The organism is Neolewinella aquimaris (assembly GCF_014197245.1).
Lineage (GTDB): Bacteria > Bacteroidota > Bacteroidia > Chitinophagales > Saprospiraceae > Neolewinella > Neolewinella aquimaris.
The window spans coordinates 260,077-281,878 of record NZ_JACIFF010000003.1; the positions used below are offsets into that span (position 1 = coordinate 260,077).

10 protein-coding genes are annotated in these 21,802 nt (G+C 59.4%); 7 read left to right on the top strand and 3 right to left on the bottom strand.

Features of this window, described 5'->3' with window-relative positions; translation table 11 throughout:
- Nucleotides 1–276 precede the first annotated feature (276 nt).
- Entirely contained in the window at nt 277–1,236 is a 960-nt protein-coding gene (locus GGR28_RS07775; protein ID WP_246416498.1) for a ribose-phosphate pyrophosphokinase, read from the top strand.
- A 27-nt stretch (nt 1,237–1,263) separates the two neighbouring features.
- Nucleotides 1,264–4,440 carry an ATP-dependent DNA helicase gene (locus GGR28_RS07780; RefSeq protein ID WP_183495199.1) on the top strand — a complete coding sequence of 1,059 codons (3,177 nt, stop codon included), beginning with the start codon at nt 1,264–1,266 and terminating at the stop codon, nt 4,438–4,440.
- Nucleotides 4,441–5,036: 596 nt separating this feature from the next.
- Here GGR28_RS07780 and GGR28_RS07785 read toward each other — a convergent pair.
- Both GGR28_RS07785 and rho read right to left on the bottom strand, forming a co-directional pair.
- Nucleotides 5,037–5,678, bottom strand: coding sequence for an MBL fold metallo-hydrolase (locus GGR28_RS07785; protein WP_183495200.1), 642 nt, complete (start codon nt 5,676–5,678; stop codon nt 5,037–5,039).
- 188 nt (nt 5,679–5,866) lie between these two features.
- The gene (gene rho / locus GGR28_RS07790; protein WP_246416506.1) at nt 5,867–7,828 is read right to left on the bottom strand and encodes a transcription termination factor Rho; all 1,962 of its coding nucleotides are present in this window, start codon (nt 7,826–7,828) and stop codon (nt 5,867–5,869) included.
- 385 nt (nt 7,829–8,213) lie between these two features.
- Here rho and serS point away from each other — a divergent pair, with 385 nt between their 5' ends.
- Nucleotides 8,214–9,497 (top strand): serine--tRNA ligase, encoded by a 1,284-nt coding sequence (gene serS / locus GGR28_RS07795; RefSeq protein ID WP_183495202.1) that lies wholly within the window; start codon nt 8,214–8,216, stop codon nt 9,495–9,497.
- Between the two features lie 34 nt (nt 9,498–9,531).
- Nucleotides 9,532–10,095 carry a ribosome recycling factor gene (gene frr, locus GGR28_RS07800; protein WP_183495203.1) on the top strand — a complete coding sequence of 188 codons (564 nt, stop codon included), beginning with the start codon at nt 9,532–9,534 and terminating at the stop codon, nt 10,093–10,095.
- Nucleotides 10,096–10,106: 11 nt separating this feature from the next.
- On the opposite strand, the gene GGR28_RS07805 is transcribed toward frr, so the two are convergent.
- Nucleotides 10,107–12,206: a ComEC/Rec2 family competence protein gene (locus tag GGR28_RS07805; RefSeq protein ID WP_183495204.1), complete on the bottom strand. Its 2,100-nt coding sequence runs from the start codon at nt 12,204–12,206 to the stop codon at nt 10,107–10,109.
- Between the two features lie 42 nt (nt 12,207–12,248).
- On the opposite strand from GGR28_RS07805, the gene GGR28_RS07810 reads away from it, so the two are divergent.
- The 3 genes from GGR28_RS07810 to sov all read left to right on the top strand — a co-directional run bounded on the left by GGR28_RS07810 (nt 12,249) and on the right by sov (nt 21,737).
- A complete protein-coding gene (locus tag GGR28_RS07810; RefSeq protein WP_183495205.1) occupies nt 12,249–13,592 on the top strand; it encodes a TolC family protein in 1,344 nt (447 codons plus the stop codon).
- An 88-nt stretch (nt 13,593–13,680) separates the two neighbouring features.
- On the top strand, nt 13,681–14,274 hold the full coding sequence (ruvA, locus tag GGR28_RS07815) for a Holliday junction branch migration protein RuvA (protein ID WP_183495206.1): 594 nt from the start codon (nt 13,681–13,683) through the stop codon (nt 14,272–14,274).
- A gap of 71 nt (nt 14,275–14,345) precedes the next feature.
- Nucleotides 14,346–21,737, top strand: coding sequence for a T9SS outer membrane translocon Sov/SprA (gene sov / locus GGR28_RS07820; RefSeq protein ID WP_183495207.1), 7,392 nt, complete (start codon nt 14,346–14,348; stop codon nt 21,735–21,737).
- Nucleotides 21,738–21,802: the final 65 nt, after the last annotated feature.

Sequence of the window (21,802 nt, forward strand, 5' to 3'; positions counted from 1 at the left end):
CCTCGGTCGGCCGACGACTCTCCCGTGCGGCAGCCAAATTTTAAATCAGCAATTTTCCATTTCAAATTCCTTCTCCTCAGTCGGCGGACGAGCCTCGTACCTCGGTCGGCCGACGACTCTCCCGTGCGGCAGCCAAATTTTAAATCAGCAATTTTCCATTTCAAATTCCTTCTCCTCAGTCGGCGGACGAGCCTCGTGCCTCGGTCGGCCGACGACTCTCCCGCGCGGCAGCCAAATTGTAAATGGTACTTTTGAAACTGTAAATTGTAAATTCCCATGCCCCACCACCCCCGCCTCACCCCCATGAACGACAAGGTTACCCTACTGTCGTTGACCAAGAGCATGTACCTCAGCGAGCAGATCGCCGGTGCTTACGGTCATCCACTGGGACAGTTTCGGGTCAGCCGGTTCAGCGACGGGGAAATGCAACCCATTATCGAGGAATCAGTGAGGGGGGAGTACGTTTTCATCATCGGCAGCACCTTTCAGCCCAGCGATAACCTGATGGAACTGCTGCTGACCATCGATGCCGCCAGAAGGGCTTCGGCCGGCTACGTGTGCGCGGTGATCCCCTACTTCGGTTACGCCCGCCAGGATCGCAAGGACCGTCCGCGCGTCCCCATCAGCGCCAAACTCATCGCCAACCTGCTCGAAGCGGCCGGGGTAGACCGCATCATGACCCTCGATTTTCACGCCGACCAGATCCAGGGATTCTTCGACATCCCGGTAGATCACCTCCAGAGCCAGGCGATCTTTATCCCCTACTTTCAGGAGCAGAACATGAGCAACGTGATCTTTGCCAGCCCGGACATGGGTGGGGTGAAACGCGCCCGCGCCTACGCCAAGCACTTTGAACGGGATATGGTCATCTGCGACAAGTACCGCAAACGCGCCAACGAAATCGCGGGCATGACGCTGATCGGCGACGTTACGGGTAGCGATGTGATCCTGGTAGATGACCTCGTCGACACCGCCGGTACCCTCTGCCGGGCCGCCGACCTCATCATGGAACGGGGCGCCCGCTCCGTACGTGCCATCGCTACCCATCCCATGCTCAGTGGCAATGCGTACGAGAACATCGACAACAGCCAGCTCACCGAGCTTATCGTATCGGACACCATTCCACTGCGGAAGGAGTCGGAAAAAATCAAGGTATTGAGCTCCAGCGACCTCTTCGCCACCGCTATCCAGAACACCCACAACAACGAAAGTATCTCGGCTCTTTTCGTCAACTAGCAGCGGACTGAACGGTTAATTCTGGGCATGCCCGCACGCAAACTTTACGACTACAACGCCGGTTTTCGCGCCGAACTAGCCCGCCTGAATGCCGGTCAGCGCGCCGCCGTCGAGGCGGTTGAGGGCCCCGTCATGGTACTGGCCGGCCCCGGTACTGGTAAGACCCACCTGCTTGCCGCCCGCATCGGCAACATCCTGTTGAAGACCGACGCCGGCGCCCACAATGTTCTCTGCCTCACCTTCACCGATGCCGGCGTGAAGGCCATGCGCAAGCGCCTGCTTCAGTTCATCGGACCGGAGGCCCACCGGGTCAGCATCAATACCTTCCACAGCTTCTGCAGCAGCGTCATTCAGCACAACCTGCACTACTTCGGCCGCCCCGGCCTGGAGCCGCTCTCCGAACTGGAACGCATCCGCATCATCCGCGAATTGATGGACGGCCTGCCCCAGACCGATGCCCTCCGCCTCGGGTATCACGAGGCATACCACTACGAGGATCACCTGCAGGATCTTTTCGCCCAAATGAAGGCCGAAAACTGGACGGAAGATGAGCTACAGCAACGAATCGAGAGTTACGTGGCCGGTCTGGAGGACCACCCCGATTTCACCTACCAGCGTAAGTACAAAGACAAGCAGAAGGGCGATCCCCACGTAGGCAAAATTGCCGAAGAGCGCCTGCGTATGGATAAACTCGCCAGCGCCGTAAGCCTGTTTCCGAAGTACCAGGAAGTGCTCCGGCGGCAACGTCGCTATGATTACGGCGACATGATCGGCTGGGTCCTGCGCGCCTTCCACGACCATCCGAGCCTGCTGCGCAGCTACCAGGAGCGCTATCGCTATTTATTGGTGGACGAGTTCCAGGACACCAACGGCAGCCAGGACCGCATCATCCGTCACCTTACGGATTACTGGGAAAATCCCAACGTCTTCATTGTCGGCGACGACGATCAGGCAATCTACGAGTTTCAGGGCGCGCGTCTCAATGCCATGGTCGACTTCCACAACCGCTACGCTCGCGACCTCACCGTCGTGACCCTCAACGAAAACTACCGCAGCACCCAGGCCATTCTAGACGGGGCCGAGGCCATCATCAATCGTAATATTCTCCGCATCGGCGACCGCCTGCCGGATCGCCAAATAGATAAGCGACTCAACAGCAACCACACGTTGGGCGGGTCCGCGGGTGCAATGTCAACGGAAGAAAGCCGTGACGTACGGTACCTGTCCTTCACCGATCACCGGCAGGAAACCGGGTACCTCGTCGGTCAGTTGCAACACTGGCACGAAGCGGGCGTACCCTGGTCGGAGATGGCGGTCATCTACGCCAAGCACAGCCAGGCGGAACTCTTGCGTCACCTGCTGGAGCGCGCCGGAATCCCCTACCGGAGCAAACGCCGGCCCAACGTACTCGACGGCCGCCCGGTACGCCAACTGCGCGAAATCTTGCGCTACCTACAGGCGGAGCACGAGCGGCCGGGTACCGGTGAGTATCTGCTGTTTCGAATCCTGCACTTTCGCTGCTTCGGTTTGCTGCCTCATGACCTGTCGGTGCTAAATCTCGGTCGCCTCGATACCCTCGACCGTAATGGGAGGTTGCCCAGCTGGCGCGATTACCTCCGACAGTCGGACCTTTACCCTTACGGCATTGAAGCGCCCGGGGAGATTCGCCGGGTAGCCGACTGGCTGGAGGAAGGCATCGGCCTCATCGGCAGCCTCTCCCTTCCGGAATTTGTGGAATGGGTGCTTAACGGTTCCGGACTGCTGGCCTCCGTACTGCGCGATCCCAATCGGGCGGAACTGCTGCAACACGTAGCGACCTTTACCGATTTCGTACTGCGTGAGCTATCCCGCCGCCCCCGCCTCACCCTATCCGAACTGCTCGATACGCTGGTGCAAATGGACGGCAACCGCATCGAGCTTCCCCTACGCTCTCACCTCGATCAGGCGGAGGCGGTTCTGTTGGTCACGGCCCACAGCGCGAAGGGGCTCGAATTTGAGAAGGTGTGGATGCTCGACTGCTCCGAAAAGGCCTGGGGCCCGGGTGGTGGGCGGTCTAGCAACCGCTTCAAGTTGCCCGATACGCTTACCTACGCCGGTACCGAGGACGAGGAAGAAGCCCGGCGTCGGCTATTTTTTGTGGCGCTCACCCGGGCACGGAGTGAGGTGATCCTCTCCTGTGCCGAACTAAACCACCAGGACAAGCTGCAGCAACACGTGGCTTTCGTGGATGAGCTGATCGGCGCCGGAGGAGTAGAAGTCCGGGAAGCAAGCCTTAGTGCCGATACCCTGGCCGAACTCGCCCACCTACAGTTACTTCCAAAAGACAAGGCACGCTTCCCCGTACTCGAACGGTCCGCCATTGCGGAGCTACTGGTCGACTTTCGGTTAAGCGTAAGTGCGCTATATGCCTACCTCGACTGTCCCCTAAGGTTTTACTACGAAAAGCTCCTCCGGGTACCCGACCGGGAGCGGGAACGCACGGTGTACGGATCGGCCCTGCACGAGGCGTTGCAGGACTACTTTCTGCGCATGAAACGTGATCCTGCCCGCGTATTCCCCAGCCGCGAAGAATTGATCTATAACTTCGATATGGCGCTGGGCAAACGCCGCGGTATGCTCACCACACGGGGGTATCAAAGTAGGCTTGAGCGAGGTCGCCGCGAACTGGGCACTTATTACGACCGGTACCGCAAGGGTTGGGTGCAGGACGTCGAGGTCGAGCTCCTGATCCAAAATGCAGAGGTAGACGGTATACCCCTCACCGGTATTATAGACCGGATCGACGTAATCAATGATGCCTACGTACGGGTGGTCGATTACAAAACCAGCTCCGGTGGTTCAGGCAAAATGCGGCGGCCCACGGAGAAGAATCCCCACGGTGGTGATTACTGGCGGCAACTCACCTTCTACAAATTGCTCTTCGATAACCGGCCGGGAAACCTCCGCCGGGTCCGCGAAGGCCACATCAGTTATCTGCTGACCAATCCCGACGGTGAACAGCGGGAAGAAAAGATCGAGATACTGCAGAAGGATACAGACGCGCTGCGTACCATTCTCCGCACCGCCTGGGACGCAATCCAGGAACAGCAATTCACCGGCTGCAGCAAACCCGAATGCGAGTGGTGCCGCTTCGTACAGGATATGACCGACGAGGTGCCTACGCAGAGCACCGAAACCGTATACGGGCTGGATGATCACGCATAACAACGGCCTTTAAGTGGTTCCCGGCATCCTGCCGGGCCTAAGTAGCGACGGCCTTCAGCCGTCACGCTGCCTGTAAAACCATGAAGCAGCCAGGCGGCTAAAGGCCGCCGCTACGGCTCGGCACAAACTTCACTGGGTGAATAAAAGGATACTGACGACGATGACCGCGGCGGGACGCCACGAACCGACACGCCGCGGCAGGATGCCACGAACCGACACGCGCGGCAAGATGCCACGGACCAGTAGCGACGGCCTTCAGCCGTCACGCTGCCTGTAAAACCCCGAAGCAGCCAGGCGGCTAAAGGCCGCCGCTACGGGGCTGAGCGAATCTCACTGGGTGAATAATAGGATACTGACGAATGTGACCGCGGCAGGATGCCACGAACCGACACGCCGCGGCAAGATGCCACGAACCGACACGCCGCGACAAGATGCCACGAACCGACACACCGCGGCAGGATGCCACGAACCGACACACCGCGGCAGGATGCCACGAACCGACACACCGCGGCAGGATGCCACGAACCAGTAGCGACGGCCTTCAGCCGTCACGCTGTCAATAACGTCCTAAGCAGCCAGGCGGCTGAAGGCCGCCGCTACAGAAAGGGATTTTCTCTTCGCTCCTCACCGATGGTGGTGGAGGGGCCGTGGCCGGGATACACCACTGTTTCATCCGGCAGCGGCATAAGTTTGGTGAGGATGGAGCCGATCAGGGCATCGTGGTCCCCGAGGGGGAGGTCGGTGCGGCCAATGGAGCGACGGAAGAGGACGTCGCCGGCAATCACGTATCCTTCGGTGCGGTTGTAGAAGCAAATGCTTCCGGGAGAGTGGCCGGGACAGAACAGCACTTCGAAGGTGGTCTCGCCGAGGCTGACCGTATCGCCCTCGTTAATGAAATAATCGGGTTTGGGGGAAGGCGTCATTGGTGGCATTCCGTAGGCCTGAACGATCATCGGGGCCGCCTCGAGTACTTGCTCCTCCAGTGGGTGAATGCCGAGTTTGAGTCCGTAGCGGTCCATTACGAAGGCGTTGCCGAACACGTGGTCGAAGTGGCAGTGGGTGTTGATTAGGTGAACCGGCTTCAGCCCCAGCTCATCAATGGTAGCTACCAACTCCCGTTCCTCGGCCGGCGTGAAGCAACCCGGATCGAAGATGATGGCCTCCTTAGTGTCCGTATCGTAAACGAGGTAGGTGTTCTCCTGTACGGGGTTTTGGGTGAGGGCGAGTACGTTGGTCAAGGGGTAGAGGTTTAAGATTGCAAAAATAACAACAGCGATTGCCTGAGCCGGAGGCCAAACAAAAACGGCAGACCAACCGGCATTCCGAAGAGTGCCAAATTGGTCTGCCGTCAAACGAAAGTCATTGCACCCGCGTCCCCGCCCTAGGCGAAAAACACAACAATGCAACAACTAAATAATCCAACAACTTAGCTATTCATCGTAGCCAAGAATTCCTCGTTGCTGGTAGTATTTTTCATGTGGCGCATGAGGAAGAGGAAGGCCTCCTCGGGTTTCATGTCGGCCAGGTGATTGCGGAGGATGAACATGCGCTGGAGCACGTCGCGGTCGAGCAGCAGGTCGTCGCGACGGGTGCTGGAGCGGGTGAAGTCGATGCTCGGGTACATGCGCTTGTTGGCGAGTTGGCGGTCGAGCTGGAGTTCCATGTTGCCGGTACCCTTGAATTCCTCGAAAATGACCTGGTCCATTTTGGAGCCGGTATCGATGAGGGCGGTAGCCAGGATGGTCAGTGAGCCACCGCCGTCGATGTTACGGGCGGCACCGAAGAACTTCTTGGGCTTCTGCAGGGCGTTGGCCTCCACACCACCGGAAAGGACCTTGCCGGAGCTGGGCTGAACGGTGTTGTAGGCGCGGGCCAGGCGGGTGATGGAGTCGAGCAGGATGCAGACGTCGTGACCGCTTTCTACCAAACGCTTCGACTTTTCGAGGACGACGTTGGCCACGCGAACGTGGTTTTCGGCCGGCTCGTCGAAGGTGGAACTGATGACTTCTGCTTTAACGCTGCGCTTCATGTCCGTTACTTCCTCGGGGCGCTCGTCGACGAGCAGCACGATGAGGTAGGTTTCGGGGTGATTTTTGGCTATGGCGTTGGCGACGTCCTTCAGCAGGAAGGTCTTACCGGACTTGGGCTGGGCGACGATGAGGCCACGCTGACCCTTACCGATGGGAGCGAAGAGATCGACCAGACGCATGCCGTAGTCCTTACCGTGGGTCGAGCCGGAAAGCGTAAACTTCTCGGTGGGGAACTGGGCGGTGAGGTAGTCGAAGGGAACGCGGTCGCGAATGTCCTTCGGGTCGAAGCCGTTGATTTTTTCGACATCGAGGAGAGCAAAGTACTTTTCGCCTTCCTTGGGGGGCTTGACGGGGCCGCGGAGGGTATCGCCGGTGCGCAGACCGTACGACTTGACCTGCTGCTGGCTGACGTAAACGTCGTCCGGGCTGGTCATGTAGTTATAGTCCGGCGAGCGCATGAAACCGTAGCCGTCGGGCATCATTTCAAGGATGCCGGTGGCGCTGATGATGCCGTCGAGCTTGTACTCAGGCTGGCCGCGACGGTTGTCGTTGCGGTTTCCTCCCCGATCGTTGCTGCGCTCGTTGTTCCGGTCGGAACTGCGATCCGTGTTGCGATCCGTGTTGCGATCGTCGCTGCCTCGCTCATTGCGGGGGCTGCGGCGTTGCTCGTTGTTGTTATTGCGGCGGCTGTCGTCGCGCTCTTCTACCCGGCCACGGTTGCCGTAGCGGTCGTTGCGCTGCTGGTCGTCGCTGTCGTTGCTCTTATCGTTGTTGCCCCGGCCGCGTCCCCGGCTGCGGTTGTCCTGACCGTCGTCATCGGATTTTCCGCTACGGTTGCGGTTGTTGTCCTGCTTTTCCTCGGCTTCGGGCGAGCTGTTGTTGTCGCTGCGATCGTCCTTCTTATTGCTGGATTCATCCCGCATGCTGCGGCGTCCCCGGCCGCGGCCACGGGTGGGCTTTTCCTCCTCGGTCTTTTTAGTATCCCGGTCCTCGTCTTCGTTGCTTTCGTCCTTGCCGTTGTTGGACCGGCCGCGACCGCGTACGGGCCGTTTTGGTTCGGCGGTGGAATCGTTGGAGTTGTTGCGGCTGCTTCTGCGCCCGCGTCCGCGGGCCGGCTTTTCCTCCTTTTCTTCGGAGGCGGCGTCTTCTTCGCTCCTGCGGGCGGCGGATGCGGCGGCGGCGGCGCGGCGGTTGGGTACACGGTCGGTGTCGGAGGCCGCGGGCGGCTCGCTCACACTCTCGGTGCCCTTCACGGCCTGCTGCTCGAGCAGGGTGAGGATGAGGTCTTGCTTATTGAGCTTTTTATAAGACTTGAGACCGAGTTTTTCTGCATAGTCCCTTAATTCGGGAACTAGCATGCTCTGTAATTGCGCTATGCTAAACATCTATTGGGATAGTACGTAAGGGGGGGATGGTAGAGAAGGCGGCGTCCCGTATCGAGGAAGCGCCCAGTGAGGATTCAATAACCGATGGTTGCGGGCCGGCTTCCCGAACGGAAGCATAGAAGTAGGCCCATGGTGCGGAAACGATGAAAAGTGACCGTCGGGAAGAGCAGAAATGCCACCTCCGGGATCTGCGTGCGGAATCGCTTGCTACGCAAAGCTACAACCTTATTTCGGAATGCAACGCGATGGCGGCGATCACTATGCAACTAAATACGCTTCATACCACATAATGTTCAACCACGGAGGGCTACGGCGTCCTTTTCCGGGTACTTACCTTTGGCGCTTCAATTAATAAGATATGTTACAGGTACAGATGTTGCGGGAGGATAAGGATCGGATACTCACCGGTCTGGAAAAGCGGAACCTCCCGGATGCCGCCGCCAAAATCGACGAGGTTGTAGCCCTGGACGACCGACGCAAGGAACTCCAGACCCAGAACGATAACCTGCTCGCGGAACGCAACCAACTGTCCCGGGAAATCGGGGACCTATTCAAAAGCGGCCAGAAAGAAGCAGCGGGTAGCCTGCGCGATCGCGTCAACGTCATCAAGGATGAATCCGCGGCAATAGAAACAGCCCTGACCGAAGTCCTGACGGAGCTCGACGAGCAGCTCCTCCAACTACCCAACGTCCCCCACGCCCTGGTGCCCGCCGGCAGCAGCGCGGAAGACAATGAGGTGTACCAGGACCATCCGGGTGAACTGCCCACCCCCGGCACGGGTGCCAAGCCCCACTGGGAGCTGGCCGAGGAGTACGGCATCTTCAGCCTCGAACTGGGCGTGCGCACTACGGGTAGCGGATTTCCGGTCTTTACCGGACAGGGTGCCCGACTACAGCGTGCCCTGGTGAATTTTTTTCTGGACCGCAACACGGCCGCCGGCTACACCGAATACGCGCCGCCCCTGCTGGTCAACGAGGATACCGCCCGCGCCACCGGCCAGCTGCCCGACAAGGAGGGCCAGATGTACTACGTACCGGAAGACGACCTCTACCTGATCCCCACCGCCGAGGTGCCCCTGACCAACCTGTACCGCGGCGAACTCCTCGAGGCCGACCAACTGCCCGTGCGGCTCACCGGCTACACCCCCTGCTTCCGCCGGGAGGCCGGCAGCTACGGCAGCCACGTGCGCGGACTGAACCGGGTACACCAGTTCGATAAGGTAGAAATCGTACAGATCACAACCCCCGAAGAGAGCTACACCAAGCTGGACGAAATGGTCGCCCACGTCGGTGGCCTGCTCGACGAGCTGAACCTTCCCTACCGGATCCTGCGCCTCTGCGGCGGCGATATGGGCTTTACTTCCGCCATGACCTTCGACTTCGAGGTGTGGAGTGCCGCCCAGGAGCGCTGGCTGGAGGTCAGCTCGGTTTCCAATTTCGAAACCTTTCAGAGCAACCGACTCAAGCTGCGCTACCGCACCGAGCGGGGCACCCAGCTTGCACATACCCTCAACGGCAGCGCCCTCGCCCTGCCGCGGATTATCGCGGCGCTACTGGAGAACAACCAGGCGGAGGACGGTATTCTACTCCCGGAAGTGCTGCATTCCTACATCGGGAAAGCACGTCTGGAACGAATTAAATAAGGGAGTACTTACTTTTACGCCAAAGCGAAGAAAAATGGAAGATCTACTAAGCGACCAGTTGGAAGAATCTAAGATGCTCATGGAAGAGGCCATCGAACACCTCGAACGCGAGCTCGTCAAAGTCCGTACTGGCAAGGCCAGTCCGGCGATGCTGCACGGCATCATGGTAAATTATTACGGTACGCCCACGCCGATCAACCAGACGGCCAGCATCAGCACCGCCGACTCCCGCACGATCACCATCCAGCCCTTCGATAAGTCCAACCTGGGAACCATCGAAAAGGCTATCTTCGAAGCCAACCTCGGCGTGACGCCCCAGAACGACGGCCAGCTCATCCGTATCAACGTACCCCCCCTGACCACCGAGCGCCGCCAGCAACTCGCCAAGGTGGTGAAGGCCGAAGGGGAAGAGGCCAAGATCTCCATCCGCAACGCCCGCCGCGATGCCATGGAAAGCATCAAGAAGGAAGTCAAGAACGGCTACCCCGAAGATGCCGGCAAGCGCATGGAAGAACGGGTGCAGGGCTGGACCGACACACTCAGCAAGAAGGTTGAGGACATCGTCGAAAACAAGGAAAAGGAAGTGATGACCCTGTAAAAAGGCGATCCTTACTCCGTGATCACGTAGCGGTAAGCTCCCTGCTCGGCCGTTACGTGGACATCGGAATCTGTCTCCCGCCACCGGTCCGCAACGTACGGCGGATTGGAACCATCAATCACCACCGGCACCTCGGGTAAGTCGACGGGCAAGTCCCGCGGCGAAAAGCCGTTGCGCAGGATCACCAGGTCTACCTCGGGGAGGCCGCTTTCGAGCCGTGGCCGCGCGTTGCGGTCGAGCAGCAGTACCCGACGATCCAGCAGTCGCAGCAGGGGATAGGCTACGGTAGCCGCGGGCAGGATGGTATCCGTCGTAAAGGCTAGGTGAGCGGCAAAGTCGGTCCCGAATCGTTCGCGCGACGGAAGTACGTTGTAGATAAGCTGGCGGTCTTCCACACGGTCGCCTATCCCAATGCCGTGTCTGCCGTCGTATACGTCGATGAGGGTCTTGCGGGGCAGGTGGTACACCGTGAATTGCGGCGGGGTGGGAGAAATTACCGGACCGAGCAGCCAGTAGCCGCACAGCAGCCCGGTAAGGCTCATTGCTGCCCAGCGGGCGCGGTGACTGGGGCGAAAAACCAGGTACGCCACACAGGCGATCAGCAAAAAAAGACCCACCGCGGAAAGAAGTCCGAATTCGGTAATCTGCAGGGTCGCGCCGGGCAACTGGCGGCAATAAAAGATGAACTCGTTCTGCACCTTCACCACCCAGCGAAGAAGGGTGCCCGTGGGTTCCAGCAGACCGCCGGCGGCCCCAATGCCTGCCAGAAAACCGTGCAGAAGTCCGAGCGCCAGCACGAGGTAGGCGAATACGATGACCAGGGTGCCGCTCAGCATGAAGTACACCGGGAACTGTCCGAAGTAGTACAGCGACAGGGGCAAGGTACCAAGTTGGGCCGCCGTGGAAACACTGATGGCGTCCCACCCGATTCGCAGTTTACCGGGCAGGTAGACCAATTTCTGAAGGCCGCGGGTAAACAACGCAATACCCGCCACCGCCGCAAAGGAGAGCTGGAAACCGACCTGGAAAAGCTGCTTTGGCTCCACGACCAGCATCACGAGGGCGGCGATCGCCAGTAGGTTGAAAATGTTGTTGTTGCGGTTCATCGATTTCCCGATGATTACCACGGTCACCATCAGCGCGGCCCGTTGCACCGAAGCGCTCAGGCCGGTGACGAGGGCGAAGTACCACACCAACAGCACGGTCGCCACGGCGCGCACCGCCAACCATACCGGACGCGGCGGCAACAACAGGCGCAGCAATTGGGTCACGAGGAGGGCCAGAATACCGACGTGTAGTCCCGACACCGCCAGCACGTGAATGGCCCCGGTATCCGCATAGGCCGATTTAACTTCCGTGCCCAGCAGGTCGCGTTTTCCCATGATCAGGGCGGCCGCCACCGCCAGGTCGTCGCCATCCAGGTAGGGTTGCAGACTGGCAAACCAGGCCTCCCGCGAGCGGTCGCCGATGGCGGTGAGGGTAAGGGCGGACCGGTGGCTCACCCGCGTCCACTCAAGGCTATCGGGGTAGGTACGGTGGAAAATATTCTTGTTGGCCAGGTAGGCCGCGTAGTCGAAGGCGCCGGGATTGAGCGGGCCGGTCGGAACACTTATCTCCGCGGCTAGCAAAATCTCATCGCCGATCGCAACGGTATCGGAGGGCAGGTAGGCCAGCAAATTCCCTTTGGCCGGGTGTACCGAGTCTTGTCTGATCACGCCCGTCACCCGCACTTCCGTTGTCGTGAGTCGCTCCCCGGGCCGCACCGCCGTGAGTGTTCCGAGGAGTTGATCGCCCGGCGCATAGCAATGGCTAAAGTGCCGCTCATCGTTTAGCGGATGCCGCTCACCCGCATACCAACCGCCAAAGGCAAAGATTGCCAGCAGGACAAGTACCGAAGCAGTATTTGCCGTTTTGCCATCAGGGCGGGGACGCAGGTGCAGTGCAATGACCAAGAAGCTAAGGACTACGGTAACCCCCAGGAAGGCAGGCGCGTACCGATACTGTAGAAAGGAAGCACCCAGTATTCCGGCGGCCAGTGCGACGACGGGCAGCAACAGGGGCACGGTTGCCCACGGAATGGCCTGCCTTTGCGGATTGCCTGGGGTACTCACCGCCCGAAAGGTAGTATTTTTGCGACCTTAATCCCCCGCGGTATGCGCCAAATTTGTTCGCTTTTTCTCTGTTTACTCTGCACCTGCGTCACCGCCCAGGAACGCCTTACGTTGAGCGAAGCGATTCAAAGGGGGCTGGAGAACAACTACCAGATCCGGATCGCGGCCAACGAATTGGAGGTGGCCCGCAACAACAACGATTTTGCGCTGACCCAGAAGTATCCCACAATTTCGTTGGGCATTAATCCCGGCGTCGGCTACCGCAATCAGAGTAATCCCGCCAGTATAGTCGTGCAGAGTACGACCACCAGCTATACCGTAGGGCCCAGCGCCTCGGTCAACTGGGTGATCTTCAACGGCGGACGCATCCGCATCAACAAGGAGCGGCTGGAAACACTCGCCGACCTCAGCGCCGGCCAGCTGCAACTACAGATCGAAAATACCGTACAGGACATCATCAACGCCTACTACGATGCCGTGGTGCAACGCGAGCAGATCGACGTACGCCAGCGGGTACTGGCCCTGAGCCGCGACCGCATAAATTACCAGGAGGTGCGTAAAGAATTCGGGCAGGGGGGCACCTTCGATGAGCTGCAGGCCCGCGATGCGTACTTATCCGATTCGACTACCCTGGTGGTGCAGCAGGTCACTTACCGCAATGCCGTCCGGACCCTCCTACAGGTCATGGGCAGCGACGACCTCAACCAGGAGGTGGAACTCACGGACGATCTCGTCTACGACCCTACGGACTACGACCCCGCCGCCCTGGAAGCCCAGTTACTCGCTGCAAACCGTAACCTACAGAACCTTCTCATTAACCGCGACCTGGCCGCCCTCCAGACCCAGCTCATCGAGGCCGAGCGCAAGCCCGTCGTCGGTATCGGCGCGGGTGCGGGCTACGACGTCGCCATCCAAACCGGCACCCAGACCTTCGAATTCGGCGGCGACCAGCCCGGTAGAGAACAGGAACTGCCTGGCGTAGCGGCCCGCACCCTCTCCGGAAACGTAGGCTTTACGGCCAGCTACCTGCTCTTCGACGGGGGCAATCGCCGGGTACGTACCCAGTCCGCCCGTCTACAGGAAGTGACCGCCCAGCTCGACTACCAGTCCGCCCAGCAACAGCTCCGTACCGCCTTGCTCAACACCCTGGCCCTCTACGAAAACCAGGCCCGCATCATCGGCATCACCGAAGAACTGATCGCCAACGCCGAGCGCAACATCGGGATCGCCGAAGAGCGCTTCCGCGGGGGTACCATTAACAGCTTCGACTACCGCCAGATCCAGCTCAACTACGCCAATGCCGAAACCCAGCGCCTCAACGCCCTACTGAACCTGAAGAATACGGAGACGGAGTTATTGAGGGTGACGGGGCAGATTGTGAGATAGTATGGTAGTACGGTAGTAGTATAGTACAGTAGGTCATACTACCGTACTATACTACTACCGTACTACCATACTACACTACCTTACACCCATGATTGCATACGTCAAGGGCGCCGTTGCCCATAAGAATCCGTCTTTTGTAATTGTTGAGGCGGGGGGGATTGGGTATCATGTGAATATCAGCCTGTATACCTACACTAAGATCGAGGGGGCGGAGACGGTGAAGTTGCTGACTCATTTTCACGTGAAGGAGGACCAGCAGACGCTGTTTGGTTTTTACGAGGAGCAGGAGCGGACGCTGTTTCGGCTGCTGATTTCGGTGAGCGGGGTGGGGCCGGCTACGGCGCTGGTGGTGCTTTCGAGTATGAATGCCGATGAGCTTCGATCGGCAGTGATCGGTGAGGATGTGGGGACGATCCGCAAAGTGAAGGGGATCGGGCCGAAGACGGCGCAGCGGATAATCCTTGATTTGAAGGACAAGATGATCAAGGAAAGCGGTGAATCGCCGACAATGCTTTCCGTCCAAAGCAATACGCTACGGACCGAGGCGTTATCTGCCTTGGTTAACCTGGGCTTCGCCCGGCCCTCCGTCCAGCGTGCGCTGAACCGGGTGCTGGCGGCCCATCCCCAAACGGCTACGCCTGAAGACCTGATCAAGCTCGCACTCCGAGAATTGTCTTCCTGATCGCAGCTCTTTTTTTTGACTACCGCACATTGCCCTTACTGCATACCGGGGTTTAGGAAGGATTGCATTGTATGAACAAGACACTACCGCTACTCTGTGTTGCCCTGGTCTCGCTTAGCTTTACCTATGTCCCCTACCGGTCCGCTACGGATGCCGAATGGTGCCAGGAGGGCATCGTCCAGCCATTCCTCGTCGCGGTACGGGATACCCTGCCTCCCCTGCGCGACCGCCGCGGTGACTTCATCACCGATCCGAATACAAACCCCGTCGACCTGCAGGACCCCGCGTCCGTAGAAAAGACCGTCGAGTACGATCCGGTGACCGGCCGCTACATCGTCCGCGAAAGGCTGGGCGACATCGATTTCCGCCCGCCCACCTACCTGACCTTCGATGAATACTTCGAGTACCGCGCCAAGGAAGACCAGCGCAAGTACTTTAACAACCTGGCCGGCGTAGGCAACCCCGACGAAAGCGTCAACATCGGCGACCCTCTGGCCGACATCGAAATTGATCCCGACCTGGTAAGCAACCTGTTTGGCGGCACCGAAATCAGCATCCAGCCCCAGGGAAGCGTAGACCTGAGCTTCGGTCTCAATTACCAGTACCAGGACAATCCCTTCATCGTCGAACGCTTCCGGCGCAATACGATCTTCGATTTTGACATGGACATTCAGATGAACGTCACCGGCCAGATCGGAGACAAACTCAAGCTGAATACCAACTACAATACCGGGGCCAACTTCAACTTCGACAACCAGATCAAGCTCGACTACAACAGCGAGGCCTTTGGGGAAGACGACATCATCCGTAAGATCGAGGCCGGCGACGTGAGCCTGCCCCTCCGCGGTACCCTGATCGAGGGGGCTCAATCCCTCTTCGGTCTGAAGACGGAGTTGCAGTTCGGTCACCTGCGCCTCACGGCCATCGCCAGCCAGCAGCGCTCACAGCGCGAAAAACTCACGATCGAGGGCGGAAGCCAGTTGGCCGAGTTTCAGGTGTATGCCGACGAATACGACGAAAATCGCCACTTCTTCCTTAGTCACTACAACCGGGAAGTGTACGAGCACGCGCTGGAAAACCTGCCACAGATCCAAACGCTTTTCCATCTGGAGAACATCGAAGTCTGGATCACCAACGACCGCAATGAGGTACTTGACGTCCGCGACATCGTGGCCTTCGCCGACCTCGGTGAGCCCGAACGGCTAACCAACCCCAACTCCGTAGGGAAGTTCCCGACGCCCCGCTACCAGGAAATTTGCGACGGCCGTCCCCTGCCCGAAAACGGCGCTAACGACCTGTACGGCCGTTTGGTCAGCTTAGGTGAGAACTTACGTGACATCGACCGGTCGGTATCGGTACTGCAATCCGCTCGCTTCGGCCTGGAGCAAATCCGCGATTTTGAGAAGGTCTCGGCCCGGAAACTGAATCCGCGGGAGTACACCATCAATCCGGAACTGGGCTTTATCTCGCTCAACATCAACGTGCAGCCCGATCAGGTGGTGGCCGTCTCCTACCGCTACAAGTACAACGGTGAAATATTCAAGGTGGGCGAGCTCTCGGTCAATACCGACAACAGCAGCTCCGACACCAGTAACTTCTCCAATCAGGTACTCTACACCAAACTGCTCAAGTCGTCGACCCAGCGGGTGAGCGAGCCGGCCTGGGACCTGATGATGAAGAACGTCTACTCCCTCGGTGCCTACCAGGTAAACCAGGAGGACTTTCGCCTCGACGTGCAGTACGAAAATCCCGGCCAGGGCTTCCAGCGCTTCCTGCCGGTGGACGTCGACCTGCCCGGCGGCACCTTCAATCCCATCCCCGGCGTGCCCCTTATCCGGGCCTTTAATCTCGACCGCCTCAATACCCAGGGTGATCCACAGCCCGACGGGGTCTTCGACTTTGTGCCCGGGATTACGATCAACCCGGCCACCGGCAGAATCTACTTTCCCGTACTCGAACCTTTCGGCAGCGATTTGGCCAATCGGCTCCCGCCCGACGTAGCTCCGCGCTTTACCTACCAGGAGCTGTACGACTCTACCCTCTTCCAAGCCCGGGAGTACCCGGAGAAGAACCGCTTCGCCATTCGCGGTACGTACAAGTCCACCGTTCAGTCCGAGATCAGTCTGGGCGCCTTCAACATTCCACCGGGCTCGGTGCGGGTGACGGCGGGCGGTGCCCTGCTCGTCGAGGGTCGCGATTACACAGTAGACTACAGCACCGGCCGCGTGCGGGTACTCAACGATGCCATCCTGAGCTCCGGGGTGCCGATCAACGTAAGCTTCGAGGACAACACCATCTTCAGCCTGCAAACCAAAACCATGCTCGGCCTGCGTGCCGATTACGAGGTCAACGACAACCTGGCCGTCGGGGGTACCTTTATGCAACTCTTCGAGCGCCCCTTCACCCAGAAGGTGAACATCGGTGAGGACCCGATCAACAACCGCATCTACGGCTTCGACGCTACCTTCAACAAGCCCTCTGGCTGGCTGACCCGTACCCTCGATAAGCTGCCCTTCTTCAGCACCAACGCCCCCTCCAACGTGAGCGTGACGGCGGAAACGGCTGTTCTCGACCCCGGTCACAGTAAGGCCATTAACCTGAGTCGGACCGAAAAGGGGGGCATCGTCTACCTCGATGACTTTGAAGGCACTTCCAGCCCCATCGACCTGATGACCCCCGTACAGCGGTGGTACCTGGCCTCCGTGCCCCAGAACGACGGCTCCAACAACAATCCCCTCTTTCCGGAAGCCAGTCAGGAAGGGCTCGTGAGCGGGGCCAACCGCGCCTCCCTGAGCTGGTACCGCATCGACCAGAGCGCCCGGCAGGCCGGGGCCGGGGACGATCAGAACGTATACACAAGTCGGGTACCCCAGCAGGAGGTATTTCCCAACACCGACCAGGGCTACCAGCGCGATCTGTTCCAGTTCTTCACCTTTGACCTTTCGTACTATCCGAATGAGCGCGGTCCCTATAACTTCGATCCGCCCCAGGGTTACCCCGGGCTCACCGCCGGCTCCCTACCCGACCAGGGGGACCCGCTCGTACCCGTGAAGCTGCTCGACCCGAAGAGTCGCTGGGGAGGTATCATGCGGGAGATGACCACGACTGACTTTCAGTCTTCGAACATCGAATTTATCGAATTCTGGATGCTGTCGCCCTTCCTGGATCCCACCAATCCGTCGCAGGCCGCACCGAACGCTCAGCAAAAACAGGGCAAGCTCTACCTCAATCTCGGCAACGTCAGCGAGGACATCCTCAAGGACAGCCGTAAATTTTTTGAGAACGGCCTGCCTACGCCGGTCAATCCGCGCCGCCCCGTCGACCAGACGGTGTGGTCGCGGGTACCCGTCGCCCAGCAAATCACTCAGGGTTTCGACAACGATCCCGAAAGCCGCAGGGCGCAGGACGTAGGACTTGACGGGGCGGACGACGCGCTGGAGCGCACCCAATTCGCGGACTACCTGGCCGCCTTCTCGGGAAATACTACGGTGCAGCAACGCCTGTCGGAGGACGTAGCCAACGACAACTTTTACTACTTCAACAGCGACCGGTACGCCGAAAATACGAGCGTACTGACCCGCTACAAGAGCTTTAACAACACCCAGGGAAACTCTGCCGCCAACGAAAATACCGCCAGCAACCTGCGGCAGTCGGCCACGAACCTGCCCGACGACGAAGACCTCAACCAGGACAATACCCTCAACGAATCGGAGAGCTACTTCCAGTACGAAATCCCCCTGAATCAGTCGCGGGTCAATCCCCGGGAGCTCGACCAGGAAACCACTCCCTTCATCACCGACCGGATCGAGGATCCCGCCAGCAACCGCATTTGGTACCGCTTCCGGGTGCCGCTCAATACCGACGACAAGACCGCCGTGGGGGGCATTCAGGATTTTCGCTCGATTCGCTTTATGCGGATGTACATGCGGGAATTCGAAGCTCCGGTAACCCTGCGCTTCGCCGAATTCGAACTGGTGCGCAACAGTTGGCGCCGGTACAATCGCCCCTTCGCGACCGGACCGATCATCGGGGGTGAAGACAACACCGAATTTTTCGTCGATGCCGTCAATATCGAGGAGAACAGCCGCCGCCAGCCCTTCAACTACGTGCTGCCGAACGGCATTCGCCGCGAGAACAGCATCGGGATCCAAAGCTTATTACAGAACGAGCAGTCGCTGTCGCTGAAGGTGCAGAACCTCCAACCCAGCGACAGCCGGGCCGTCTTTAAGTATACGGAAACCGACCTGCGACTCTACGAGGAGTTGAAGATGTTCGTGCACGCGGAGGCCGCGGGAGAAAGCCGCTTCCAACGGCCTAAGGATGGCGAACTGCGCCTTTTCCTTCGAATGGGATCCGATTTTGAGCAGAACTACTACGAATACGAGGTGCCGCTGTCCCTTTCCGATACGACAGGACTGGCGAGGCTCAATGCCAATAGCCGGGCTTATGCCGATTCGGTCTGGTTGCCGGAGAACGAAGTACAACTACCCCTTGAGATACTCACCGCCCTCAAGCTGGAACGAAACGGAAACAACATAGCCAGCGATGCCACCTACGAGCAGCGCTATTCCCCCGCGGAAGGCATCAATCACACGATCCGCATCAAGGGCAACCCCAACCTGGGCTTCGTGAAGGTTTTCATGATCGGTGTCCGCAACGAAAAAGATCTCGACAACAATGGGGTCAGCGCCGAAGTCTGGGTGAACGAACTACGGCTCGAGGGGCTCGATGAGCGGGGCGGCGTAGCCGCCATCGCACGCGCCGACGTACAGCTGGCCGACCTGGGCAACCTCACCGCGGCCGTCAACTACAGCAGCGTCGGTTTCGGCGCGCTGGACAACAGCGTGCTACAGCGCAATCGCTTTAGCACCGCCGGCTACGATCTGGCCACCAACCTCAGCGTCGACCGCTTCCTGCCCTCGAAGTGGGGCGTGCGCCTGCCGGTCTACCTGCAACACAGCAAGCAGACAAGTACGCCGGAGTACGATCCCTACGACTACGACATCAAGCTAAAGGAGAAGCTGCAGCAGGCCGAAACCGGAGAGATCCGCGACAGCATCCGGGAGCAGGCCCAGGAGATCAACAAAATCACGGCGGTCAACCTAAATAATATCGGCATTGCTCCCGCGACCCGCCGCACTAAACCGAGTCCGCTCGACCCCGCCAACTTCAGCGTCAGCTACGGCTATACGAAGAACGAGCGAAGCGATCCGTACATCCAGTCGGAGATCATCAAGGACCATACCGGGGCCGTCGACTACACCTTCAGCCGCGGACAGGGTGCCGGGCTGGAACCGTTCAAGGGCATCGAAAGCAAGTACCTGCGGCTACTCAGTGAGTTCAACCTGAACCTGCTGCCCAACACCATCAGCATCACCAACGTGCTCAACCGCAGTTTCTCCACCACCAGCTACCGCTTTGCCGGCGTGGACGAGCGCTTCAATACCTTCTTCAACAAGCGATTCATCTGGAATCGCAGCTACGACGTGCAGTGGAACCTTACGCGCAGCCTTCGTCTTGGCTTCAACGCCAACATGAACGCCACCATCGACGAGCCCGACGAGAACGAGCTGGTGTTGCTGCCCGATCAGGAGGCCAAAACCCTACGCCGCGACAGCATCTGGAGCAGCTTGCTCGACGGCGGACGGCCCAAGCAGTACAACCACACCCTGAACGTCAGCTACCAACTGCCGCTCCGCTTCCTGCCCTTCCTCGATTTCGTGGACGTGCGGGCCCAGTACCTCGGCAATTATTCCTGGGCCGCCTCTCCCCTGTTGATCCAGGAGAAGGGGCTGGGCAACCTGATTCAGAACAGCCAGCAACGGCAGGTTACAGCCGACCTCAACTTCGAGAAGTTCTACGATCAAATCCCCTTCCTGCGGGAGATCAATCAGAGCGCACGCCGCCGCCCGACCCGCCGCCCGGGCACGAACAACGATGACGAAGAAAGCACCAAGGAAGCCAGCAAAACGACCAAGGCCCTCATCCGTCCGTTGCTGGCCCTGCGCCGCGCCCGCCTGAATTACAGCGAGGACTTCACCACCGTCATTCCCGGCTTCCTGCCCGAACCCAACCTGTTCGGACTCAGCGACGGGTGGAGTACGCCGGGCTGGGGCTTTGTGGCCGGCCTCCAACCCAATATCCGTACCCTGGCCGAGGAGCAGCGGCAGAGCGACCAGGATTACCTGAATACCCTGGCCCAGGACGGCTACATCAGCGACAATCCGATGCTGAGCCAGGACGTCATCCAGAACTACACCAAACGGTGGGACGCCAACGCCATTATCGAACCCTTCACCGATTTCCGCCTGGAACTGACAATGGACCGCGCCTTCACCGAAAACTACACCGAGACCTTCAAGGTGCAGGACAAGGGACCCAACGAACCCTTCCAGCACAGTGTGCCGGTACGCGATGGCTCCCTGACCTTCAGTAATGGGGGTGCGATGAGCCTCTTCAGCCAGGATACGACCAGCCTCAACGACCTTTTTGCCAGCTTCGAAGCCAATCGCCTCATCATCAGCCAGCGGCGCGGCGGAAATACGCCCCACGCCGATCCGGATTTGGCCGCCCAGGGGTATTCCTTCGGCTACGGGCCCAACCAGCAGGAGGTCCTCTTGCCGGCCTTCCTGGCGGCTTACCGGGGCGAGGACGCGAGTTCGGTCAGTCTTGACCCCTTCGATATCGTCGGTGCACCTAACTGGCGACTGACCTGGAACGGGCTCGACAAAATCGGCGGGCTCAGCGACATTTTCCGCCGGGTCAACATCACCCACGGGTTTCAGTCGAGTTTCAGCATTTCGAGTTACGGGACCAGCCTGGACTACCTCGATGCGATCGAGCGACAGACCACGCCGCAACTGACCGGCTACGATACGGTGAGCCTCAATTACTACCCCCGTATCGAGATTCCCAACCTGGCCGAATCGAAGGCCTTTGCTCCCCTGCTGGCTATCGACGCCGAGCTGGTCAACGGGTTGTCCGTAAACTTCGCCTACACCAGCAACGAAACGCGCAGCATTAACGTGGTGAGCAAGCTGCTCTCCGAGAGTGTCGGAAAGGAGGTGATCGGCGGGTTCGGGATTGTACTGCAGGACGTGCAGATCGGCTTTCTCCAGGGGAGGCGCCGCACCCGCGACCCCGCCACTCCCAACCTGAACGACCGACAGGGAGGAGGCAACAGCCGCACCGGCGGCCGCCTCAACGTGAGCGATATGGACATTCAGTTCAACCTCAGCCTGCGCGAATCGAAGACCTACGCCAGTCGCCTGCTGCCGCCCACCCGAGAAATTATTGAGGGGAGCCGCATCTTTACCCTGGCCCCTTCCGTGGAGTATCAGCTGAATCAGCGCCTGAGCCTGCGGGGCTTCTTCGACTACCGTAAGACGACGCCCTTTAATCCACTGGGTTTCCCGCAGACGACCGCAAGTGGTGGCATCGTTGTGCGCTTTCAGCTTAACTAGGGTGCACTCGTGACGCAGGGCTGAACCATACTTCCCCCAAGCTAATTACCTTTGCCCCCCCAAAA

Excerpts from the sequence above, each read along its gene's own strand:
- serS (WP_183495202.1), top strand. The coding sequence starts at position 8,214 with ATGTTACAGGTACAGATGTTGCGGGAGGATAAGGATCGGATACTCACC.
- rho (WP_246416506.1), bottom strand. The coding sequence starts at position 7,828 with ATGCTAGTTCCCGAATTAAGGGACTATGCAGAAAAACTCGGTCTCAAG.
- frr (WP_183495203.1), top strand. The coding sequence starts at position 9,532 with ATGGAAGATCTACTAAGCGACCAGTTGGAAGAATCTAAGATGCTCATG.
- GGR28_RS07780 (WP_183495199.1), top strand. The coding sequence starts at position 1,264 with ATGCCCGCACGCAAACTTTACGACTACAACGCCGGTTTTCGCGCCGAA.
- sov (WP_183495207.1), top strand. The coding sequence starts at position 14,346 with ATGAACAAGACACTACCGCTACTCTGTGTTGCCCTGGTCTCGCTTAGC.
- ruvA (WP_183495206.1), top strand. The coding sequence starts at position 13,681 with ATGATTGCATACGTCAAGGGCGCCGTTGCCCATAAGAATCCGTCTTTT.
- GGR28_RS07810 (WP_183495205.1), top strand. The coding sequence starts at position 12,249 with ATGCGCCAAATTTGTTCGCTTTTTCTCTGTTTACTCTGCACCTGCGTC.
- GGR28_RS07775 (WP_246416498.1), top strand. The coding sequence starts at position 277 with ATGCCCCACCACCCCCGCCTCACCCCCATGAACGACAAGGTTACCCTA.